The following is a 19,521-nucleotide window of genomic DNA, read 5'->3' as shown; positions in this document are numbered from 1 at the left end:
ACAGAATAGTTCGTAATAAACTGATTTACAGTAGTATTACATTATATTTTTTAGTTTAATTATCGTAATGACCTTATAGGCAAAGGTCTTGAGTGTATAGATTAACAATACTTTAGTTAAAGATAAAGTAAAAAAAATCTCTTATGAGCACAGAAAAGGTAGAAATTTTTGACACGACGTTACGAGACGGAGAGCAAGTTCCAGGTTGTAAATTAAATACGGCCCAAAAACTTAAAATTGCTGCGCGCCTTGATGAGCTGGGAGTAGATGTTATTGAAGCAGGTTTTCCTGTTTCGAGTCCCGGCGATTTTCAATCGGTTTACGAAATCTCTAAGCTGGCAAAGAATGCCGCCGTTTGTGGACTCACCCGTGCTGTTAAAAAAGATATCGAAGTTGCTGCTGAAGCTTTAAAATATGCTAAAAAACCGCGTATTCATACCGGTATTGGAACATCAGATTCACATATTAAATATAAATTCAACTCTACCAGAGAAGAAATTATTGTGCGTGGTGTAGCCGCGGTTAAACACGCAAAGAATTTTGTAGACGATGTTGAATTTTATGCTGAAGATGCCGGAAGAACAGATAATGAATTTCTTGCCCGCGTTTGTACCGAAATGATCAAAGCCGGAGCAACTGTTCTTAATATCCCTGATACTACCGGATATTGCCTTCCTGATGAATACGGAAGAAAAATAAAATATTTAAAAGACAATGTAAAGGACATCGATAAAGTTAGAATTTCCTGCCATTGCCACAACGATTTAGGCCTTGCTACGGCAAATGCTATTGCAGGTGTGCAAAATGGAGCACGCCAAATAGAGTGCACTATTAACGGGATTGGTGAGCGTGCGGGGAATACCGCTTTAGAAGAGGTCGTCATGATCTTAAGACAACACCCAACTTTAAATTTAAATACAAATATAGACCCCAAATTCCTTTTTGATACTAGTTGTATGGTTTCCCGTGAAATGGGAATGTTTGTACAGCCAAACAAAGCGATTGTAGGTGCAAATGCCTTTGCACATAGCTCTGGAATTCACCAGGACGGGGTAATTAAAAACCGTGAAACTTACGAAATTATAGATCCTGCAGAAGTTGGAGTTACTGAATCTGCAATTGTTCTTACCGCCAGAAGCGGAAGAGCAGCTTTAGCTTACAAAGCCAAGAAAATGGGCTACAATTTAACCAAGCTTCAGTTAGATGAGGTTTATGCAGAATTCCTGAATTATGCTGATGCCAGAAGATGCGTGGAAGACCATGATATTCACGAAATTATGGAAATTTCAGAAAGAAAAATAAGAGCAATAGCTTAATAATCCAACAAAAAGTTTAATACAACAAGGATTGAATTTATAAAAATGAAGAAAACTTTATTCGATAAAATTTGGGATGCACACGTGGTAGAATCTATACCCGATGGTCCCGATATTTTGTATATCGATAAACATTTAATACACGAAGTTACAAGTCCACAGGCTTTTAACGAGCTGAAAGAAAGAGATATTTCGGTATTTCGTCCAGATCAAATTGTTGCGACGGCAGATCATAATACCCCGACTCAAAATCAGCATTTACCGGTTAAAGACTTATTGTCTAGAAAACAACTTAAAGAATTAACCCAAAATTGCGAAGAAAATAATATTACGCTTTATGGGCTTGGCCATCCTTACAACGGAATTGTTCACGTAATGGCTCCTGAACTTGGGATTACCCAACCGGGAATGACGATGGTTTGTGGAGACAGCCATACCTCTACCCACGGCGCATTTGGTACTATTGCCTTTGGAATTGGAACCAGCCAGGTTTCCCAGGTTTTTGCCAGCCAGTGTGTTTTGGTTCAAAAACCTAAGAAATTACGTGTAAATGTAAACGGAAAACTCAAAAAAGGGGTTTTACCTAAAGATGTGATCCTTTATATAATAAGCAAACTTGGGACAAATTCTGGTACAGGATATTTTTGTGAATATGCCGGAAATGTATTCGAAGAAATGTCTATGGAAGGCCGAATGACGGTTTGTAATATGAGTATTGAAATGGGAGCACGAGGAGGATTAATAGCTCCGGATGAAACTACATTTGAATATGTAAAAGGAAAAGAATTTGCACCGGAAGGTGAAGATTTTCAAGCTGCCCAAGCTTATTGGGAAACTTTAAAAACTGATGAAGACGCTGAGTTTGACCAGGAATATTCATTTGATGCAGAAGATATTGAACCGATGATCACCTACGGTACAAATCCAGGGATGGGCATAAAAATCACAGGTGCAATCCCGATGGAAGGTGGAAAAAGCGATGCTAAAGCTTTGGCCTATATGGGCTTTAAACCTGGAGAATCTTTATTAGATAAACCTATAAATTGGATTTTTATTGGTAGCTGTACTAACTCTAGAATTGAAGATTTTAGACAGGCAGCAGCGTATATAAAAGGTAAACAAAAAGCTGGAAATGTAAACGCTTTAATTGTACCGGGTTCACGACAGGTAGCAGCTCAAATTGAAGCGGAAGGTTTACGAGAAGTATTTGAAAATGCAGGTTTCAAATTACGACAACCGGGATGTTCGGCTTGTTTAGCAATGAATGATGATAAAATTCCCGCAGGCGAATACTGTGTATCTACCAGTAACCGGAATTTTGAAGGAAGACAGGGACAGGGTTCCAGAACTATATTAGCAAGTCCGTTAACTGCGGCTGCAACTGCAGTTTCAGGAAAATTAACCGACTTTACAAAACACTTAAATTAAATGGAAAAGTTTATCACATTAACAGATACGGCGGTTCCTTTAGAAGTAGAAAACGTAGATACCGACCAGATTATTCCTGCAAGGTTCCTGAAAGCAACCGATAAAGCGGGGTTTGGAGAAAATCTTTTTCGGGATTGGCGTTTTGATAAAAATGATGAACCTAATCCGGAATTTGCTTTAAATAAATCTGAATATAAAGGTTCAATTTTAGTCGCCGGGGATAATTTTGGGTGCGGTTCCAGCCGGGAACACGCCGCCTGGGCTCTTAAAGCTTACGGCTTCATTGTAGTAGTCTCCAGCTATTTTGCCGATATTTTTAAAGGAAATGCACTTAATAACGGATTGCTTCCGGTTCAGGTAAGTCCGGAATTTTTGGACCAACTTTTTGCTGAAATCACCAAAGATCCTTCCGTAGAAATTATAGTTGACCTGGAAGCCCAAAGGATTAGAATTCCGAAGAAAGATATTTCAGAAAATTTTGAAATAGATCCTTATAAAAAAACCTGTATGATCAATGGGTTTGACGATATAGATTTTCTGGTAAGTAAACTGGATGCAATAAAAGAATATGAACAAAAAAGAACACAAAAATTACAAGGGACCACAGCCTTGTAGATTTGAATATGAGTAGATATCTGGAATTAAGGTCATCCTGAACTTGTTTCAGTATCTAAATTGATTAAACATATTAGAAGCTGAAACAAGTTCAGCTTGACAAGAGTTATAATTCTTAGACGGTTTAGGATTAAAAATTAACCACACATAAAGAAGAAAAATGAAATTAAAAATAGCAGTCTTGCCCGGAGACGGGATAGGCCCCGAAATTACACAGCAATCAGTTAAAGTTTTAAAAGCTGTAGCAGATCGATTCGATCACCACTTTCAATTTGAAGACGCCTTGGTAGGTGCGGCAGCAATAGATTTGCTGGACAATCCGTTACCTGAAGCTACGCTGGAATTGTGCAAGAAATCTGATGCTGTGTTATTTGGGGCAATAGGACATCCAAAATACGACAATAATCCAGATGCAAAAGTTAGACCTGAGCAAGGACTCTTGCAACTAAGAAAAGGCCTGGGACTTTTTGCCAATATTAGACCGGTAAAAGCTTACGATAAACTTATAGAACAATCACCCTTAAAAGCTGACCGCATTGCAGGCGCCGATATGGTAATTTACCGAGAACTTACCGGCGGAATTTATTTTGGTGATAAATTTACAACAGAAGATGGCCAAAGCGCTACCGATGTTTGTACCTATTCGGTAGAAGAAATTTCCAGGATGGCTCACCTGGCTTTTAAAGCGGCTGAGAAACGTTCCAAAAAATTAACTCTGGTAGACAAAGCCAATGTATTGGAAACTTCAAGATTATGGCGAAAAACTGTAACTGCAATTGGTAAAGAATATCCTGAAGTAGAACTGGATTTTCTATTTGTAGACAATGCCGCAATGCAAATGATCCTGAACCCAACCCAGTTTGATGTTATCCTTACGGAAAATATGTTTGGTGATATCCTTTCAGATGAGGCCAGCGTAATTGGTGGTAGTATTGGGTTATTAGCATCAGCATCTGTAGGAAAAGAAAATGCGATGTTTGAACCTATTCATGGTTCCTATCCGCAGGCAACTGGAAAAGGTATTGCCAACCCGGTGGCTTCCATTTTATCGGCGGCGATGCTTTTAGAGCATTTCGGTTTGGTAGAAGAAGCTGAAGCAGTAAAAAAGGCTGTAGAACTTAGTATTAAACTAAATGTTTGCACCATAGACATTAACAAAGACAACCATTATACCACAGAAAAAGTGGGTGATTTCCTTGAGGGGCTTATTAGTGAAGTTGATAATATTAGTATCAACAACGAAAACCTGAACCTTGGGCAAATGACTATTATTTAAGATTATTTTTTCTTCATTTATGTTTTGAACCCTTCGCATTTCGTGTGGTTTTGCGGGGGGTTTTTTAGTGATACCCACTTTGCAGGAGTTTAATTAAGCTTCTGAAAAGTGCTGGTAGAACTATCCCGACTTCAGTCGGGATCTTATTAATCTATAATCACATAAAAATTCAAAACTCCTAAACCTCATCCTTTTTTCTCCTAATTTCGGCTAAAGCAAGATTATCCTTACTTCCTAAATGCGAATGCCTTTTACCTTCAGCAGCTTCATAAGTTCCTTCCTGAACCTGATCCCCAATTATTTGATAAGCCTCTCTAAATGATTTCCCCTGCATCACCAAATCGTTAATGCTATCTACTGTAAAGAGGTATTTATATTTTTCATCCTTAAAATTGATATCTTTCACCTTAATTAAAGCGATAGAGTGAATAAAAATATCAAGGATCTCTTTAATATTTTCAACTGCATAAATACTGTTTTCTTTAATTAATTGATAATCCCTGTGATAACCGCTCGGTAAATTATTGGTAATTAAAATCATCTCGTTGGCTATGCTCTGTAGTTTATTGCATTTACCCCTAATCAACTCGAAAACATCGGGATTCTTTTTATGAGGCATAATGCTGGAACCGGTGGTGAGTTCATCGGGGAAAGTGATAAAATCAAAATTCTGACTCATATACAAACAAATATCCATAGAAAAACGAGCCAACGTATTTGCTACAGACGAAATATTAGAAGTCACTGTTCGTTCGCATTTTCCTCGTCCCAATTGCGCTGCCACCACATTATATTTCAAGGTTGAAAAACCTAATTCTTTAGTGGTAAATTCACGGTCTATAGGAAAAGAAGATCCATAACCTGCAGCAGAACCTAACGGATTTTGATCTACAACTTTCAACCCAGCTTCCAGCAAATAAAGATCGTCGATAAGCAATTCGGCATAAGCCGAAAACCATAAACCAAAGCTTGATGGCATTGCTACCTGTAGATGAGTATATCCAGGGAGTAGTTTTTCCTGATGTTTCTCTGCAAGACCCAAAAGAACATCTATTAGTTGTTTGGTTTTACCTGAAATTTCCTTCAAATTTTCTTTAAAATACAATTGCATCGCCACCAAAATCTGGTCGTTTCTGGAGCGAGCGGTATGTATTTTTTTTCCGGTATCGCCTAAAGTTTGAGTAAGTTCAAATTCAATTTTAGAATGTACATCTTCAAAATCTTCTTCAATCTGAAAAGTTCCATTTTCAAGCTGCTGGTGAAGTTTTGCCAGTTCATCTTCAATATTTTTCACTTCTTCAGAAGTCAAAATATCCACTTTCCCAAGCATTCTAGCATGTGCTTTTGAAGCTTTTAAATCGTATTCAGCGATATGCATATCTAACTCCCGGTCGTTTCCAACCGTAAAGTTTTCAATCTTTTTATCTATAGCTAATCCTTTATCCCAGAGTTTCATAGTGTTTATTTTAAGCTGAAAATTAATTATAAACGTCATTCTGAATTTATTTCAGAATCTAAGTTGTTCTATACCCGCAACACATTAGAAGCTGAAACAATCCCGAAGCTTCGGGACAGCCTGACGCAAATATTTTCTATCAGTCTACTTATAGTTTTTTATATTTTTAAAGCTTTAGCAAGCAATTTTATATACTTTTCAATCCCTTCTTCAATTTCCTTTACATAAATAAATTCATCTGCCGAATGCGACCTGGTGGAATCTCCCGGACCTAATTTTAGGGAAGGACAATTTAGCATTGCCTGGTCGGAAAGTGTAGGTGAACCATAGGTTTCCATTCCCAAGGAAATTCCGGCTTTTATCAACTCGTGATCTGAAGGGATAGAAGAAGAATTCAATCGAAGCGAACGGGCTTTGATCTCATCTACCGGCGCATTTTCCTGCAAAATTTGCTCAATTTCAGTATTAGAATACGCATCATTCACCCGAACATCAATTACCATATCTACATGTCCTGGCACTACGTTATGCTGACTGCCGGCATTGATTTGTGTTACCGTAAGTTTTACTTTTCCCAATGCGTCCGAGTCCTTCGGAAAATCAAATTTCTCAAACCATTTTAAAACTTCTGCGGTTTTGTAGATCGCATTATTATCATTGGGATGTGCCGCGTGAGAAGGTGTTCCTTTTACCTTCGCATCAAAAACCACGAGGCCTTTTTCAGCAATTGCTAATTGCATTAAAGTAGGTTCTCCAACAATTGCCACATCAATTTTCGGCATTTTTGATAGCATACAGGCAATCCCATTTTTCCCGTTTATTTCTTCTTCGGCAGTTCCCGCAAAAATCAGGTTATATTCCAGGTCTTTGGATTCATAAAACCAGGTAAAAGTTGCGAGTAAGGAAACCAGGCAACCTCCGGCATCATTACTACCCAATCCATATAATTTCCCGTCTTCAATTTCGGCTTTAAAAGGGTCACGGGTATAAGCTGAATTTGGCTTTACGGTATCATGATGTGAATTTAGGAGCAAGCTAGGCTTGTCTGGATCAAAATATTTGTTGGTGGCCCAAACATTATTTAAATGCCGATAAAAGGTCATTTCTTTAGTTCGAAACCAGTCTTCCAACAAGTCGGCTGTTTTATCCTCTTCCTTTGAAAATGATTGTGTTTTAATAAGATTTTTTAGTAATTCTAAAGCATCCTTTTGTAATTCGAGCTTCATTGGTTACTGATTTTAGTATAAACAGATTCATTTTTTAATAGCCTGAAATCTCCCAGAAATATATTTTCTACACCACTTTCCAACGCCTGAAAACAATTATGTAGTTTTGGCAACATCCCGTCACTAATTACTTTTTCTTCCAGTAATTCCTGATATTTTTCCCTGTCGATTTTTTTAATTACCGAGTCATCATTTTCCGCATCGGCCAGGACGCCTTTTTTCTCAAAACAGAAATAAAGTTCTGTTATATAAATTGAACTCATCGCTTTGGCAATTTCTGCAGCAACAGAATCGCCATTAGTATTTAAAAGTAATCCTTCTGTGGTACAGGAAATTGCCGAAAAAACGGGGGTGATATTTTGTTCTAAAAGTGAAGTTATAAATTCTGAATTAACCTTCTCCACATCTCCTACAAAACCAAAATCGACTTCCTTCACCGGGCGTTTCTTGGAAACGATACTCATACCGTCTGCACCACTTAAACCTATGGCGTTGTTTTGAAGTGCCTGAAGTTTGGCCACAATATTTTTATTTATGAAACCTCCATAAACCATAGTGATCACCTTAATTGAATCGGCATCGGTGATTCTTCGTCCTTCGAACATTTGGGTTTTATAACCGAGCTTTCCTGCAATTTCGGTAGCGAGGTTTCCTCCACCGTGAACCAGGATTTTGGGATCATCTAAAGCAACAAAATCGTCCAGGAATGCTGAAAACTTAGTTTCATTTTCAATAAGCTTCCCTCCTATTTTTATAACTTTTAAAACTTCGTTTTTCATAATTCCTTAATTCCGTCAATTCAAGTTAGATCAAACTACGCAATGGTTAAGCATTTTTACCTAATTCGGTTTGCTTTACCTTCTCTTCTAAAATCCTTTTTAAAACAGCTTGTGCAGCAAAAGTTCTATTTCCCGCCTGTTGAATCACTACCGAGTTTTCTGAATCAAGAACCTCATCAGCAATCACCATATTTCTTCTTACCGGCAAACAATGCATCACTTTTGCATTATTGGTTTGCATTAATCTTTCCGCGGAAAAAGTCCAGGTTTTATCCTCGGTTAATTTTCTCCCATATGTTTCATAACTGCTCCAATTTTTCACATACACAAAATCGGCATCTTTTAAAGCTTCATCCTGGTTGTGAATTACAGGAGTATTTTTAGTAATTTCAGGATTCAAATCATAGCCTTCAGGATTCGTTATCACAAAATCAACATCCATTTTTTGCATAATTTCAGCAAAAGAATTGGGTACGCTTTGCGGTAAAGTTTTTGGGTGCGGAGCCCAGCTAAGCACAACTTTAGGCCGATCTTTTTTATTTAATTCATATATGGTAATCGCATCTGTAAGTGCCTGTAATGGATGGCCCGTAGCACTTTCAAGATTCACCACGGGTACAGAAGCGTATTTTTTAAAACTATTTAAAACTGTTTCAGCTTCATCTTTTTCTTTGTTCTGTAAATCTGGAAACGCCCGTACCGCGATGATATCACAATACTGTGATAAAACCGCAGCCGCTTCTTTGATATGTTCAGCTTTATCTGAGTTCATAACCGCGCCGTCTTCAAATTCCAGTTTCCAACTATCACTACCGGCATTCATTACCATCACTTCCATTCCCAATAATTTTGCCGCTTTTTCAGTACTTAAACGCGTACGTAAACTGGGATTAAAAAATAGCATTCCAAGGGTTTTTCCTTTCCCGATTTCCAAAGTAGGAGTGCCTCTCTTTAGTTCCAGCGCTTCAGTAATTAATTGCTGTAAATCTTCTATATCTGATAATTCTGTGTAATTCTTCATTTTATTTTCTTCTTTTAAAGCGATCTAAAAGTTTTCAATCTCGTCAAGCTGTCCCGGGCAGCTTGACGATTTTTTTAGAAAGCGCTTCTTGTGCTTTTTCAGTCTAAAACAATCTTCAAAGCTTTAAATAACTCATCAAAATGTTCTTTTTTAATATTTAAGGGTGGTAAGATCCGTAGTAGTTTTTTATTTGCAGAAGCACCGGTGAAAATTTGATGTTTAAACAAAAGCTCTTTTCTAATTTGTGCGATCTCAAAATCGAATTCCAGGCCAATCATTAACCCCCGGCCTTTGATTTTTTTAATCTGGGGAATTTCAGCCGCTTTTTCTTTTACATATTCAAATAATTCAGCCGCATTCTTCAATAAATTTTCTTTCTCAATAACTTCCAAAACCGATATTCCTGCGGCACAGGCTAGATGGTTTCCACCAAAAGTGGTTCCCAACATTCCCGATTTTGCTTCAATAGTATTATCTATCAAAACACCACCAATTGGGAAACCGTTCCCCATCCCTTTGGCAATAGAAATAATATCAGGACGAATATTATGTTTTTGAAAGGCGAAAAAATCCCCTGTTCTGCCGTAACCTGATTGTACCTCGTCTGCAATCAAAACTGAATTATATTCTTTACATAATTCAGCTGTTTTTTGATAAAATTCTGAAGAAGCCTCGTCCAGACCACCAACACCCTGGATCACTTCAAAAATAACCGCGGCAACATCGCCTTTTTTTAATTCAGCTTCTACAGCTTCAGAATCTTCAAAAGCTATTTTCGTAGCCTTATGGTTTTGATTAAACGGAGCTTTAATATTTTCATTATCAGTAACTGCCACTACTCCGGAAGTTCTACCGTGAAAAGCATTTTCGAAATATATAATTCTGTCTTTTCCGGTGTGAAAAGAAGCAACTTTTAAAGCATTTTCATTTGCCTCAGCTCCCGAATTACACAAAAACAGGTTATAATCTTTTACGCCAGAAATTTTTTCCAGATTATCTGCAAGTTGCTCTTGTAATGGATTTTTAACCGAATTGGAATAAAAACCCAGTTTGCTTACTTGTTTGGAAATTGCATTTACATAAGCGGGGTGAGAATGGCCAATAGAAATTACTGCGTGACCACCATAAAGATCTAAATATTTATTTCCGTCTTTATCTAAAACATAGGTGCCCTCGCCTTTCATCGGCGTGATATCGTAAAGTGGATACACATCAAATAAGTCCATAGTTATTCGGTTGTAATTGTGTTTATTTTTTTAAATGAAGACTGGATTCCTTTTATTAAAGAAGAACTAAGGCCGTTATGCTCCATTTCGTTTAGTCCTTCAATGGTACAACCACGGGGTGTGGTCACCTTATCAATTTCTTCTTCGGGGTGTTTACCAGACTCTATAAGCAAGCTGGAAGCTCCCAAACAGGTTTGCATAGCCAGTTGCTGTGCATCCTTAGCATCAAAACCAAGTTGTACCGCTCCCTGGGTGGTAGCGCGTATAAGCCGCATCCAGAAAGCGATCCCGCTGGCACAAATTACCGTAGCGGCCTGCATTTTATTTTCGGCAATAATAATACTTGTTCCCAAACGATTAAAAATAGCCTCGGCAATAGCGATGCGTTTCTTCCCTTTTTCGTTACTGCAAAGACAGGTCATAGATTTCCCCACAGCAATAGCCGTGTTGGGCATTGAACGTACAATAAACTGTTCTTCCCCAACTATAGCTTCAATAGCCGCAATTTTAAATCCGGTAATCGTAGATATTAAGACGTGCTTTTCATGCAGATCATCTTTAATTTCTTCCAGAATTCGCTGCATTTGCGTGGGTTGTACTGCAAAAATTAGGATATCGGAATTTTTAACTGCCTCACGATTATCACTGGTGACCTTAACTTTGGCATATTCCTCGTATTCCTGAATTTCTTCAGTTTTTCTTTTGGTAAGGTACAAGGTGGTAAACGCATTGTTTACAATAAGACCTTTCGCAATGGAAAGTCCCAGGTTTCCGGCTCCTATAATAGCTATTTTCATTTTTTTTGTTTTAGTTGGTTAGGCTTACCACGAATTCACTAAAAATTTTTGTCAAACCTCACAGGTTTTAATTCCCGGTCCTAAGTGAATTAGATCCTGAAACAAGTTCAGGATGACGGCAATTTTATAATTAAAAATAACTCGCTTTTAATTTTAATCCTGAAGTCTCTTCAAAACCAAACATTAAGTTCATATTTTGAACTGCCTGCCCAGAAGCGCCTTTCAGTAAATTATCAATAATACTGGTAATCAAAATTTTATCGCCAAATTTCTGTATTTTCAGCAGACATTTATTAGTGTTTACCACTTGTTTTAAATGCAAATCTTCTTCAATAACAAACGTAAAAGCGGAATTCTTATAAGCTTCAGTATAGATTGCTTTCGCTTCCTCCAAACTGCCTTCAAATTTCGTGTAAGCCGTGGCGTGAATTCCTCTTGAAAAATTACCTCTATTCGGAATAAAATTAATTTCTGGGAGCTTATTATTCTGAAGTAGTTTTAGGCTCTGCCCTATTTCATTTAAATGCTGATGTTCAAAAGCTTTGTAACTGGAAAAATTATTGTCCCTCCAGGTAAAATGGGTAGTTGCAGAAAGTGAAGTTCCCGCTCCGGTTGCGCCGGTTACTGCATTTACATGCACTTCATCCTGCAACAATCCGGCTTTTGCAAGTGGCAAAATTGCTAAACTTATGGCCGTGGCAAAACAACCGGGATTAGCGATAAAACTTGCTTTTTTAATTTTTTCTTTATTGAATTCCGGCAGGCCGTAAATAAAAGAGTGTTCACCACTCATTCTATAATCGGTGCTTAAATCAACAATTCTAGTGTTTTCAGAAAACTGGTTTTCCGAAAGGAATTTCACCGAATTTCCGTGTCCAAGACATAGAAATACCACATCTACTTTTTTATTGATTTCTCCGCTGAACTGGAGATCGATTTCTCCCAGTAAATCCTGGTGTATTCCTGCTACAGGTTTCCCCGGTTGCGAGGTACTGTACACAAAATCCAGTTCAACTTCCGGGTGATTTATTAGTATTCTAATAAGTTCACCGGCCGTATACCCGGCACCACCAATTATTCCTGCTGTTATCATTTCTCTTCTTTTACGTGTTGGTATATCTTCCCAGCGTTTGATAGGATTTTTATAAATCCTTTGGCATCATTTGCTGTCCAGGCTTTATTTTCTTCACCATAATTTCCAAAACTGGAATTCATTAAATCGTTGTCAGATTTAATTCCGTCCAGTGTAAATCGGTATGGATGCAAGGTGACGAAAACTTCTCCGCTTACCTGCTGTTGTGAACTTTCTAAAAAAGCTTCCAAATCCCTCATTACGGGCTCCAAATACTGACCTTCGTGTAAATGTGTCCCGTACCAATTGGCCAAATAATCTTTATGCTGTAATTGCCATTTACTTAGCGTATGCTTTTCCAGTAAATGGTGAGCTTTAATAGTGATTAAGGCTGCGGAAGCTTCAAAACCAACCCTGCCTTTTATTCCTATAATCGTATCACCAACATGAATATCTCTTCCAATCGCATATTTTGAGGCGATATCTTCCAGAATTTCGATATTCTTCTCAGGGGAATTTTCTTTTCCATTAACCGCGGAAAGTTCTCCTTTTTTAAAAGTTAAACTGATTTGTTTCGCTTCTTTTTCCTGAAGTTGGGAAGGATAAGCACTTTCAGGTAAAGGTTTTTCTGAAGTAAGCGTTTCTGCTCCACCAACACTCGTGCCCCAAAGACCTTTATTCACCGAATATTTTGACTTTTCCCAATTCATTTCCACGCCATTCTGTTTCAGGTATTCAATCTCTTCATGCCGGCTGAGTTGCTTATCTCTAATTGGGGTGATAATTTCAATTTCGGGAGCCATAATTTGAAAGATCATATCAAATCTTACCTGGTCGTTTCCTGCGCCCGTACTACCGTGCGCAATATATTTAGCATCAATACTTTTTGCGTAATTCACAATCTCTATGGCCTGTACAATTCGTTCTGCACTTACCGAAAGGGGATAGGTATTGTTCTTTAGCACATTTCCGAAAATTAAATATTTTACCACTTTTTGGTAAAATGAAGAAACTGCATCAATGTTTTTGTAGGTCTTAGCCCCAATTTTTTGTGCATTTTCTCCAATTTTCTTTACCTCTTCTTCTGAAAATCCGCCGGTATTTACACTCACGGCATGGACTTCAAAATTTTCTTCTTTAGATAAATATTTTGCGCAGTAAGAAGTGTCTAAACCTCCACTGTATGCTATTACTACTTTTTTCATTTGACTTATTTATTGTTACGTCATCCTGAACTTGTTTCAGGATCTAAGTAGTTTAGAAGCTGAAACAATCCCGAAGCTTCGGGACAGCTTGACGATAATTTTAATTTCTAATTTCCGTTTTTCTCTTTTTTATAAAACAAGGTCTGTTTTATATTTTTCAACCTTTTAAAAGCTTTATCATTCAAGCTTTCCTTTTTATCTCCTTTTTTTGCATCCTTCTTTCTTTCAGGATCATACATCATTCCTGTGCAAAGGCACATATTACGCTCGGTCCTGGTTAAGATATCGTAATTCTTACAGGTTTGACAGCCTTTCCAAAAGGCATCATCATCGGTAAGTTCAGAAAAGGTTACGGGTTGATATCCAAGCTCGTAATTTATTTTCATCACGGCCAAACCGGTAGTGATCCCGAAGATTTTAGCATTGGGATACATTTTCCTGGAATGGTTAAAAACCACTTCTTTAATATCTTTGGCCAATCCCTGGTTTCTGAAATCTGGGTGTACAATTAAGCCTGAGTTTGCCACATATCTTTCGTGGCTCCAGGTTTCGATATAGCAGAAACCGGCAAATTTTTCGCCGTCTAAGGCAATGACAGCATTACCCTTTTCCATTTTACCAATGATATATTCAGGGGTTCTGCGGGCAATACCCGTGCCTCTAACCTTTGCAGATTCTTCTATAGTTGTACAAATAATCTCAGCATATTGAGCGTGAGATTTATTAGCAATGACAATCTTCATTTGCTAAGAAATTAGTGAGAAAATAAATTTGATTTGTTCTTTTTGAAAGGGGAACCGGACTCACCTAAGTTCCATTAAATTATACACGCACCAAGGTGCGACGCGGGAAGCGGCGGCGTATAGGTGTAATCTCAGAAGTGATTCTGAAATTTAAATTGGACGGTATATTTTGTGGATCTTTCAAGTTATAATTAAAATCAAATAATATTAAAAAAAGAATAATGCGATTTACTTCTTACCTGCGGCGGCGCGGGAAGAAGCGAAAAACGGGAAATATTATTTGTCTCATTGAAAGCATAGTGTAAAAGTACATAATTATTTTAACCAACAAAATATTTATACCAAATATTGAAACAAATTAGGCTTATCGTTAAGATATTCCCCGTAAAAATTCTTCGCTTTCATCCTGGCTACCAGTGGCTCAAAATCGGCAGGATCGTTTAATTCTATCCCAACTACCGCCGGGGCATTTTCACGATGATGCTTTTTTGAATATTCAAAATGGGTGATATCGTCTTTAGGTCCTAAAACTTTTTCCAGAAAATCTTTTAAAGCTCCGGCTCGCTGTGGAAAACTAATCACAAAATAATGTTTAAGTCCCGCGTACAACAAAGCTCTTTCTTTGATCTCGGCAGTTCGGGTGATATCGTTATTGCTTCCGCTTACAATACACACCACGTTTTTTCCCTTTATTTCTTCAGCAAAAAAATCAAGGGCACTTATGGCCATCGCCCCGGCAGGTTCCACAACAATAGCATCCTGATTATAAAGATCCAGGATACTTTGGCAAATTTTCCCTTCAGGAACCGTGATCATTTTATCAAGATTTTGCTTACAAATTTCAAAATTTCGGCTCCCGACTTTCTGCACCGCGGCACCATCTACAAAACGCTCAATGGATTTTAATTCTACCAGTTTTCCTTCTTTTAAAGAGGAAGTCATAGAAGGTGCACCTTCCGGCTCTACCCCAATAATCTTAGTATTTGGCGAAAGTTCTTTGAACATTGATGACAATCCTGCTAAGAGTCCACCACCACCAAGGGGTGCAAAAACATAATCTATAGGTTCCTTAGCTTGCTCCAGGATTTCCAAACCAATAGTGGCCTGGCCTTCAATCACCTTTTCATCATCGAAAGGGTGAATAAAAACCAAACCAAATTTATCGGCATGTTTCATAGAACTTTTAAACGAATCGTCAAAAGTATCACCTTTTAAAACTACCTCAACCCACTCGCCACCAAACATTTTTGTCTGCTCTACTTTTTGTCTTGGGGTAGTAATTGGCATATAGATCACACCCTTAACCTGCAGTTTATTACAGGCAAAAGCTACACCCTGGGCGTGATTCCCTGCGCTGGCACAAATAACCCCTTTATCCAGTTGTTCTTGCGGCAGGCTCGAAATCTTATTATAAGCTCCCCGAATTTTATACGAACGTACCTGTTGCAAGTCTTCCCTTTTCAACATAACATTTGCTGAAAATTTCTTGCTATAGGTAAAAGATTGCATCAAAGGGGTTTTTACCACCACTTTAGAGATGCGCTCCGCCGCTTCTTTTACAGCTTCTAACTGAGGTTTATATATTTTTTTATCTGCCAGCAAAGTATCCATTTTATTCCTGTATTTTTTTCATTGCAGTCATCGCTTTTCTAAGCCTTCCACCTACTTTTTCAACCGGGTGTTGCCTAATTTCATCATTCACGGCTATTAACTGCTGATTATCTACTCCGGTATAATCAGTTCCAAAGGAATGACCAATAACCTCTTTTGGTAAGCCATTTACATAATCCTTAATAAGCGGTTTTGCTGAATGATCAAATAAATAACAACCGTATTCTGCCGTATCAGAAATAATCCTGTTCATCTCAAACAATTTCTTCCTGGCAATGGTATTCGCGATTAGCGGAGTTTCGTGTAAAGATTCATAATAAGCCGAATCTGCAACAATCCCGGCTTCTACCATAGTTTCAAAAGCCAGCTCTACACCAGATTTTACAAAGGCTACCAATAAAACACCTTTATCAAAATATTCCTGTTCTTTTATTTCTTCAGAAGTTGCTTCAGATTTTTCAAAAGCGGTTTCCCCGGTTGCTGCACGCCATTCTAATAATTCCTTATCATTATTTTCCCAGTCGCGCATCATTCGGCTACTAAATTCACCTGAAATAATATCGTCCATATGCTTTTGAAAAAGCGGACGCATTATTTGTTTTAATTCTTCGGAAATCTCATCGGCTTTGATCTTGGCCGGATTTGAAAGCCTGTCCATCATATTGGTAATTCCACCATGCTTTAAAGCTTCAGTAATAGTTTCCCAACCATATTGAATTAGCTTTGAGGCGTAAGAAGGTTCTACGCCTTCAGCAACCATCTTATCAAAACTCAAAATAGAACCCGTTTGTAGCAATCCGCATAAAATGGTTTGTTCTCCCATTAAATCAGATTTTACTTCAGCCACAAAAGAAGACTCTAAAACCCCGGCTTTATCTCCACCGGTAGCAACGGCATAAGCTTTGGCCCATTCAAAACCAATTCCCTGAGGATCGTTCTCCGGATGTACCGCAATAAGTGTAGGCACTCCAAATCCTCTTTTGTATTCTTCTCTAACTTCACTTCCGGGGCATTTTGGCGCCACCATAATCACAGTAATATCTTCCCGAATCTTCATTCCTTCTTCTACGATATTAAAGCCGTGGGAATAAGAAAGCACCGCGTCTTTTTTAATATGCGGCTGAATGGCTTTTATAACCGAAGTATGTTGCTTATCTGGCGTTAGGTTAATTACCAGGTCGGCGGTAGGAATCAATTCTTCATAGGTTCCCACCTTAAAATTATTTTCTGAAGCATTTTTAAATGACTGTCGTTTTTCTTTAATAGCACCTTCACGAAGCGCATAAGAAATATCCAGGCCGCTGTCTCGCATATTCAAACCCTGGTTAAGGCCTTGAGCGCCGCAGCCCACAATCACTATCTTTTTTCCTTTTAAAGCAGCCACTCCGTCGCTGAATTCATCACTACCCATAAACCTACAGGTTCCTAATTGGGCTAATTGTTCACGTAAAGAAAGACTGTTAAAATAATTCGTCATCACTTTTATTTAATTGGTTGTATCAAATTGTTCTAAAATGTTCGAGATTGGCATTTCGTTCTTGGTTACGGCAATAGTGCCTGAACGTACAAACTGCATCAATCCATAAGGTTTTAATTTTTCGTAAAGGCTATCGGTTTCGTGGCGTTTTCCGGTTTTTTCAATTACAAAAAACTTTGGCGTAACCGTCACGATACGTGCATTAGATTCTTTTATAAAATCCTGGATATTAAGATCATCAACAAACTCGGCTGAATTTATTTTGTAAAGTGCAGTTTCCTGGTAGATCATTTCCTCATCGGTATGATAAAAAGCTTTAATTACTTCAATTTGCTTTTCTATTTGACCAACTATTTTCTTAACCTGATCTTCGGTAACCTGCACCACGATTATAAAGCGCATCACTCCGTTCACCTCACTTCTGGAGGCTGTAATACTCTCTATATTAATATGCCTTTTTTGAAAAATAGCAGCAATTCGGCTCAACAAACCTATGTTGTTTTCGGTATAAACCGAAACCGTAAAATTTTTCTTTTCCATTACTCTAATCTTATATCAGAAACTGAAGCCCCGGTAGGAACCATAGGGAAAACATTTTCTTCCTGTTCAACTTTTACCTCTAGGAAATAAGCCTCTTTAGATTGCATCATCTCCGTAACCGCTTCTTTTAAATTTTCTCTTTTACTAACCTGTTTGGCCTTAATATGATAACCTTTGGCAATTGTTATAAAATCGGGATTAATCATTTCGGTAGAAGCATATCGTTTCTCAAAAAACAATTGCTGCCACTGCCGCACCATTCCAAGAAAATCATTATTTAAAACCACAATTTTTACGGGAACTTTTGTCTGAAAAATAGTTCCTAATTCTTGGATAGTCATTTGATAACCACCATCTCCAATTACTGCAACCACATCGCGCTCTGGTGCGCCCATTTTTGCGCCAATTGCAGCCGGAAGCGCAAACCCCATTGTTCCAAGTCCACCGGAAGTTACATTGCTTCTGGTTTGGTTGAATTTTGAATAGCGACAGGCCACCATTTGATGCTGGCCAACATCTGAAACAATTACCGCGTTTCCTTGAGAGCATTTATTAATCTCATCAATAACCTCGGCCATTCCAATTTTTCCGCGTTCGGCATTTAGATCATTTTTAATAATTTTATCAAATTCAATTTTATAATGCTCCTTGAACTTTTGATGCCAGGCTTCGTGCTTATTTGGTTTTAAAAGTTCTAATAAAACTTTAAGCGTTTCGTTTACATTCCCTAAAACCGGAATATCAGCGTGTACGTTTTTGTTAATTTCAGCCGGATCTATTTCAAAATGGATCACTTTAGCTTGTTTGGCATATTTCTCCAAATTTCCGGTTACCCTGTCGTCAAAACGCATTCCTATAGCGATAAGCACATCACATTCATTTGTTAAAACATTAGGGCCGTAATTGCCATGCATTCCTACCATTCCCACATTAAGCGGATGATCGGTTGGCATAGCCGAAAGACCTAAAATAGTCCACGCCGCCGGAATACCCGACTTCTCTACTACTTTTTCGAATATTTCTTCAGCACCACCTAAGATCACACCCTGGCCAAAAACAATCATTGGTTTTTTAGCATTATTCATTGCTTCCGCGGCTCTTTCTACTTCCTTTAAATTAACTTCAGGCTTAGGTTTATAACTTCTAATGCCGGAACATTTTTTATACGAAAAATCAAGGGTAGCAAACTGCGCATCTTTGGTAATATCAATCAATACAGGCCCCGGTCTTCCAGAGCGGGCGATAAAAAATGCTTTTGCCAGAATTTCCGGAATTTCTTCTGCTTTTGTAATTTGATAATTCCACTTGGTAATAGGCGTAGAAATTCCAATAATATCGGTTTCCTGAAAAGCATCACTTCCCAGTAAATGCGAACCTACCTGCCCGGTGATACACACCATTGGCGTAGAATCTATTTGTGCATCGGCAATTCCTGTGACCAAATTCGTGGCTCCAGGACCAGACGTAGCCATCGCTACTCCTACTTTTCCACTTACTCTTGCATAACCCTGTGCCGCGTGTGTTGCGCCTTGTTCGTGGCGCGTGAGGACGTGGTGAATTTGGGTTTGGTATTTATACAATTCATCATAAACGGGCATAATTGCTCCGCCGGGATAGCCGTAAAGCGTATCCACCCCTTCCTCTAGCAAACATTTTATCACCGCCTCAGCTCCTGAAACCGTGGTTGCTTTTGGGGAAGCCGTTTTTTCGAAACTAGCTGTTTTAACTTCCAT

17 protein-coding genes are annotated in these 19,521 nt (G+C 38.2%); 4 read left to right on the top strand and 13 right to left on the bottom strand.

Annotation, left to right across the window (positions count from 1 at the left end; all coding sequences use genetic code 11):
* The first annotated feature begins 143 nt into the window (after positions 1–143).
* From B4F31_RS13265 to leuB, 4 genes are all read left to right on the top strand, one after another.
* On the top strand, positions 144–1,316 hold the full coding sequence (locus tag B4F31_RS13265) for a 2-isopropylmalate synthase (RefSeq protein WP_075326437.1): 1,173 nt from the start codon (positions 144–146) through the stop codon (positions 1,314–1,316).
* Positions 1,317–1,361: 45 nt separating this feature from the next.
* Positions 1,362–2,744: a 3-isopropylmalate dehydratase large subunit gene (gene leuC, locus B4F31_RS13260; RefSeq protein WP_286761478.1), complete on the top strand. Its 1,383-nt coding sequence runs from the start codon at positions 1,362–1,364 to the stop codon at positions 2,742–2,744.
* A complete protein-coding gene (gene leuD, locus B4F31_RS13255) occupies positions 2,745–3,359 on the top strand; it encodes a 3-isopropylmalate dehydratase small subunit (protein ID WP_286761477.1) in 615 nt (204 codons plus the stop codon).
* A gap of 160 nt (positions 3,360–3,519) precedes the next feature.
* Positions 3,520–4,635: a 3-isopropylmalate dehydrogenase gene (gene leuB, locus B4F31_RS13250; RefSeq protein ID WP_075326432.1), complete on the top strand. Its 1,116-nt coding sequence runs from the start codon at positions 3,520–3,522 to the stop codon at positions 4,633–4,635.
* A gap of 178 nt (positions 4,636–4,813) precedes the next feature.
* Here the strand turns inward: leuB and argH are convergent, their stop codons facing one another.
* From argH to ilvB, 13 genes are all read right to left on the bottom strand, one after another.
* Entirely contained in the window at positions 4,814–6,091 is a 1,278-nt protein-coding gene (gene argH / locus B4F31_RS13245; protein ID WP_075326431.1) for an argininosuccinate lyase, read from the bottom strand.
* A gap of 158 nt (positions 6,092–6,249) precedes the next feature.
* Entirely contained in the window at positions 6,250–7,317 is a 1,068-nt protein-coding gene (locus B4F31_RS13240) for a M20 family metallo-hydrolase (protein WP_286761476.1), read from the bottom strand.
* Positions 7,314–8,096 (bottom strand): acetylglutamate kinase, encoded by a 783-nt coding sequence (gene argB, locus B4F31_RS13235; protein ID WP_075326429.1) that lies wholly within the window; start codon positions 8,094–8,096, stop codon positions 7,314–7,316. The genes B4F31_RS13240 and argB overlap by 4 nt, the downstream gene beginning before the upstream one ends.
* Positions 8,097–8,142: 46 nt before the next feature.
* On the bottom strand, positions 8,143–9,117 hold the full coding sequence (locus tag B4F31_RS13230; RefSeq protein ID WP_075326427.1) for an N-acetylornithine carbamoyltransferase: 975 nt from the start codon (positions 9,115–9,117) through the stop codon (positions 8,143–8,145).
* A gap of 98 nt (positions 9,118–9,215) precedes the next feature.
* Positions 9,216–10,343, bottom strand: a complete 1,128-nt coding sequence (locus B4F31_RS13225) for an aspartate aminotransferase family protein (RefSeq protein ID WP_286761475.1) — start codon at positions 10,341–10,343, stop codon at positions 9,216–9,218.
* Between the two features lie 2 nt (positions 10,344–10,345).
* Positions 10,346–11,140 (bottom strand): pyrroline-5-carboxylate reductase, encoded by a 795-nt coding sequence (gene proC / locus B4F31_RS13220; protein WP_093302180.1) that lies wholly within the window; start codon positions 11,138–11,140, stop codon positions 10,346–10,348.
* A gap of 130 nt (positions 11,141–11,270) precedes the next feature.
* Positions 11,271–12,233, bottom strand: coding sequence for an N-acetyl-gamma-glutamyl-phosphate reductase (argC, locus tag B4F31_RS13215; protein WP_075326421.1), 963 nt, complete (start codon positions 12,231–12,233; stop codon positions 11,271–11,273).
* Positions 12,230–13,417, bottom strand: a complete 1,188-nt coding sequence (locus tag B4F31_RS13210; protein WP_075326419.1) for an argininosuccinate synthase — start codon at positions 13,415–13,417, stop codon at positions 12,230–12,232. Before B4F31_RS13210 ends, argC begins: the two co-directional genes overlap by 4 nt.
* A gap of 107 nt (positions 13,418–13,524) precedes the next feature.
* Positions 13,525–14,160, bottom strand: a complete 636-nt coding sequence (locus B4F31_RS13205; protein ID WP_075326417.1) for a GNAT family N-acetyltransferase — start codon at positions 14,158–14,160, stop codon at positions 13,525–13,527.
* A gap of 336 nt (positions 14,161–14,496) precedes the next feature.
* Positions 14,497–15,771, bottom strand: coding sequence for a threonine ammonia-lyase IlvA (gene ilvA / locus B4F31_RS13200; RefSeq protein WP_075326415.1), 1,275 nt, complete (start codon positions 15,769–15,771; stop codon positions 14,497–14,499).
* A 1-nt stretch (position 15,772) separates the two neighbouring features.
* Entirely contained in the window at positions 15,773–17,248 is a 1,476-nt protein-coding gene (gene ilvC / locus B4F31_RS13195; protein WP_286761474.1) for a ketol-acid reductoisomerase, read from the bottom strand.
* A 9-nt stretch (positions 17,249–17,257) separates the two neighbouring features.
* A complete protein-coding gene (gene ilvN, locus B4F31_RS13190) occupies positions 17,258–17,788 on the bottom strand; it encodes an acetolactate synthase small subunit (RefSeq protein WP_075326411.1) in 531 nt (176 codons plus the stop codon).
* Complete coding sequence (gene ilvB / locus B4F31_RS13185) at positions 17,788–19,521, bottom strand: biosynthetic-type acetolactate synthase large subunit (protein WP_075326409.1); 1,734 nt, start codon at positions 19,519–19,521, stop codon at positions 17,788–17,790. Before ilvB ends, ilvN begins: the two co-directional genes overlap by 1 nt.

Origin of the sequence: Salegentibacter sp. UBA1130, assembly GCF_002311535.1 — a bacterium.
In the GTDB taxonomy this organism is placed as follows: domain Bacteria; phylum Bacteroidota; class Bacteroidia; order Flavobacteriales; family Flavobacteriaceae; genus Salegentibacter; species Salegentibacter agarivorans.
This window is presented reverse-complemented; position numbering and strand designations above follow the sequence as displayed.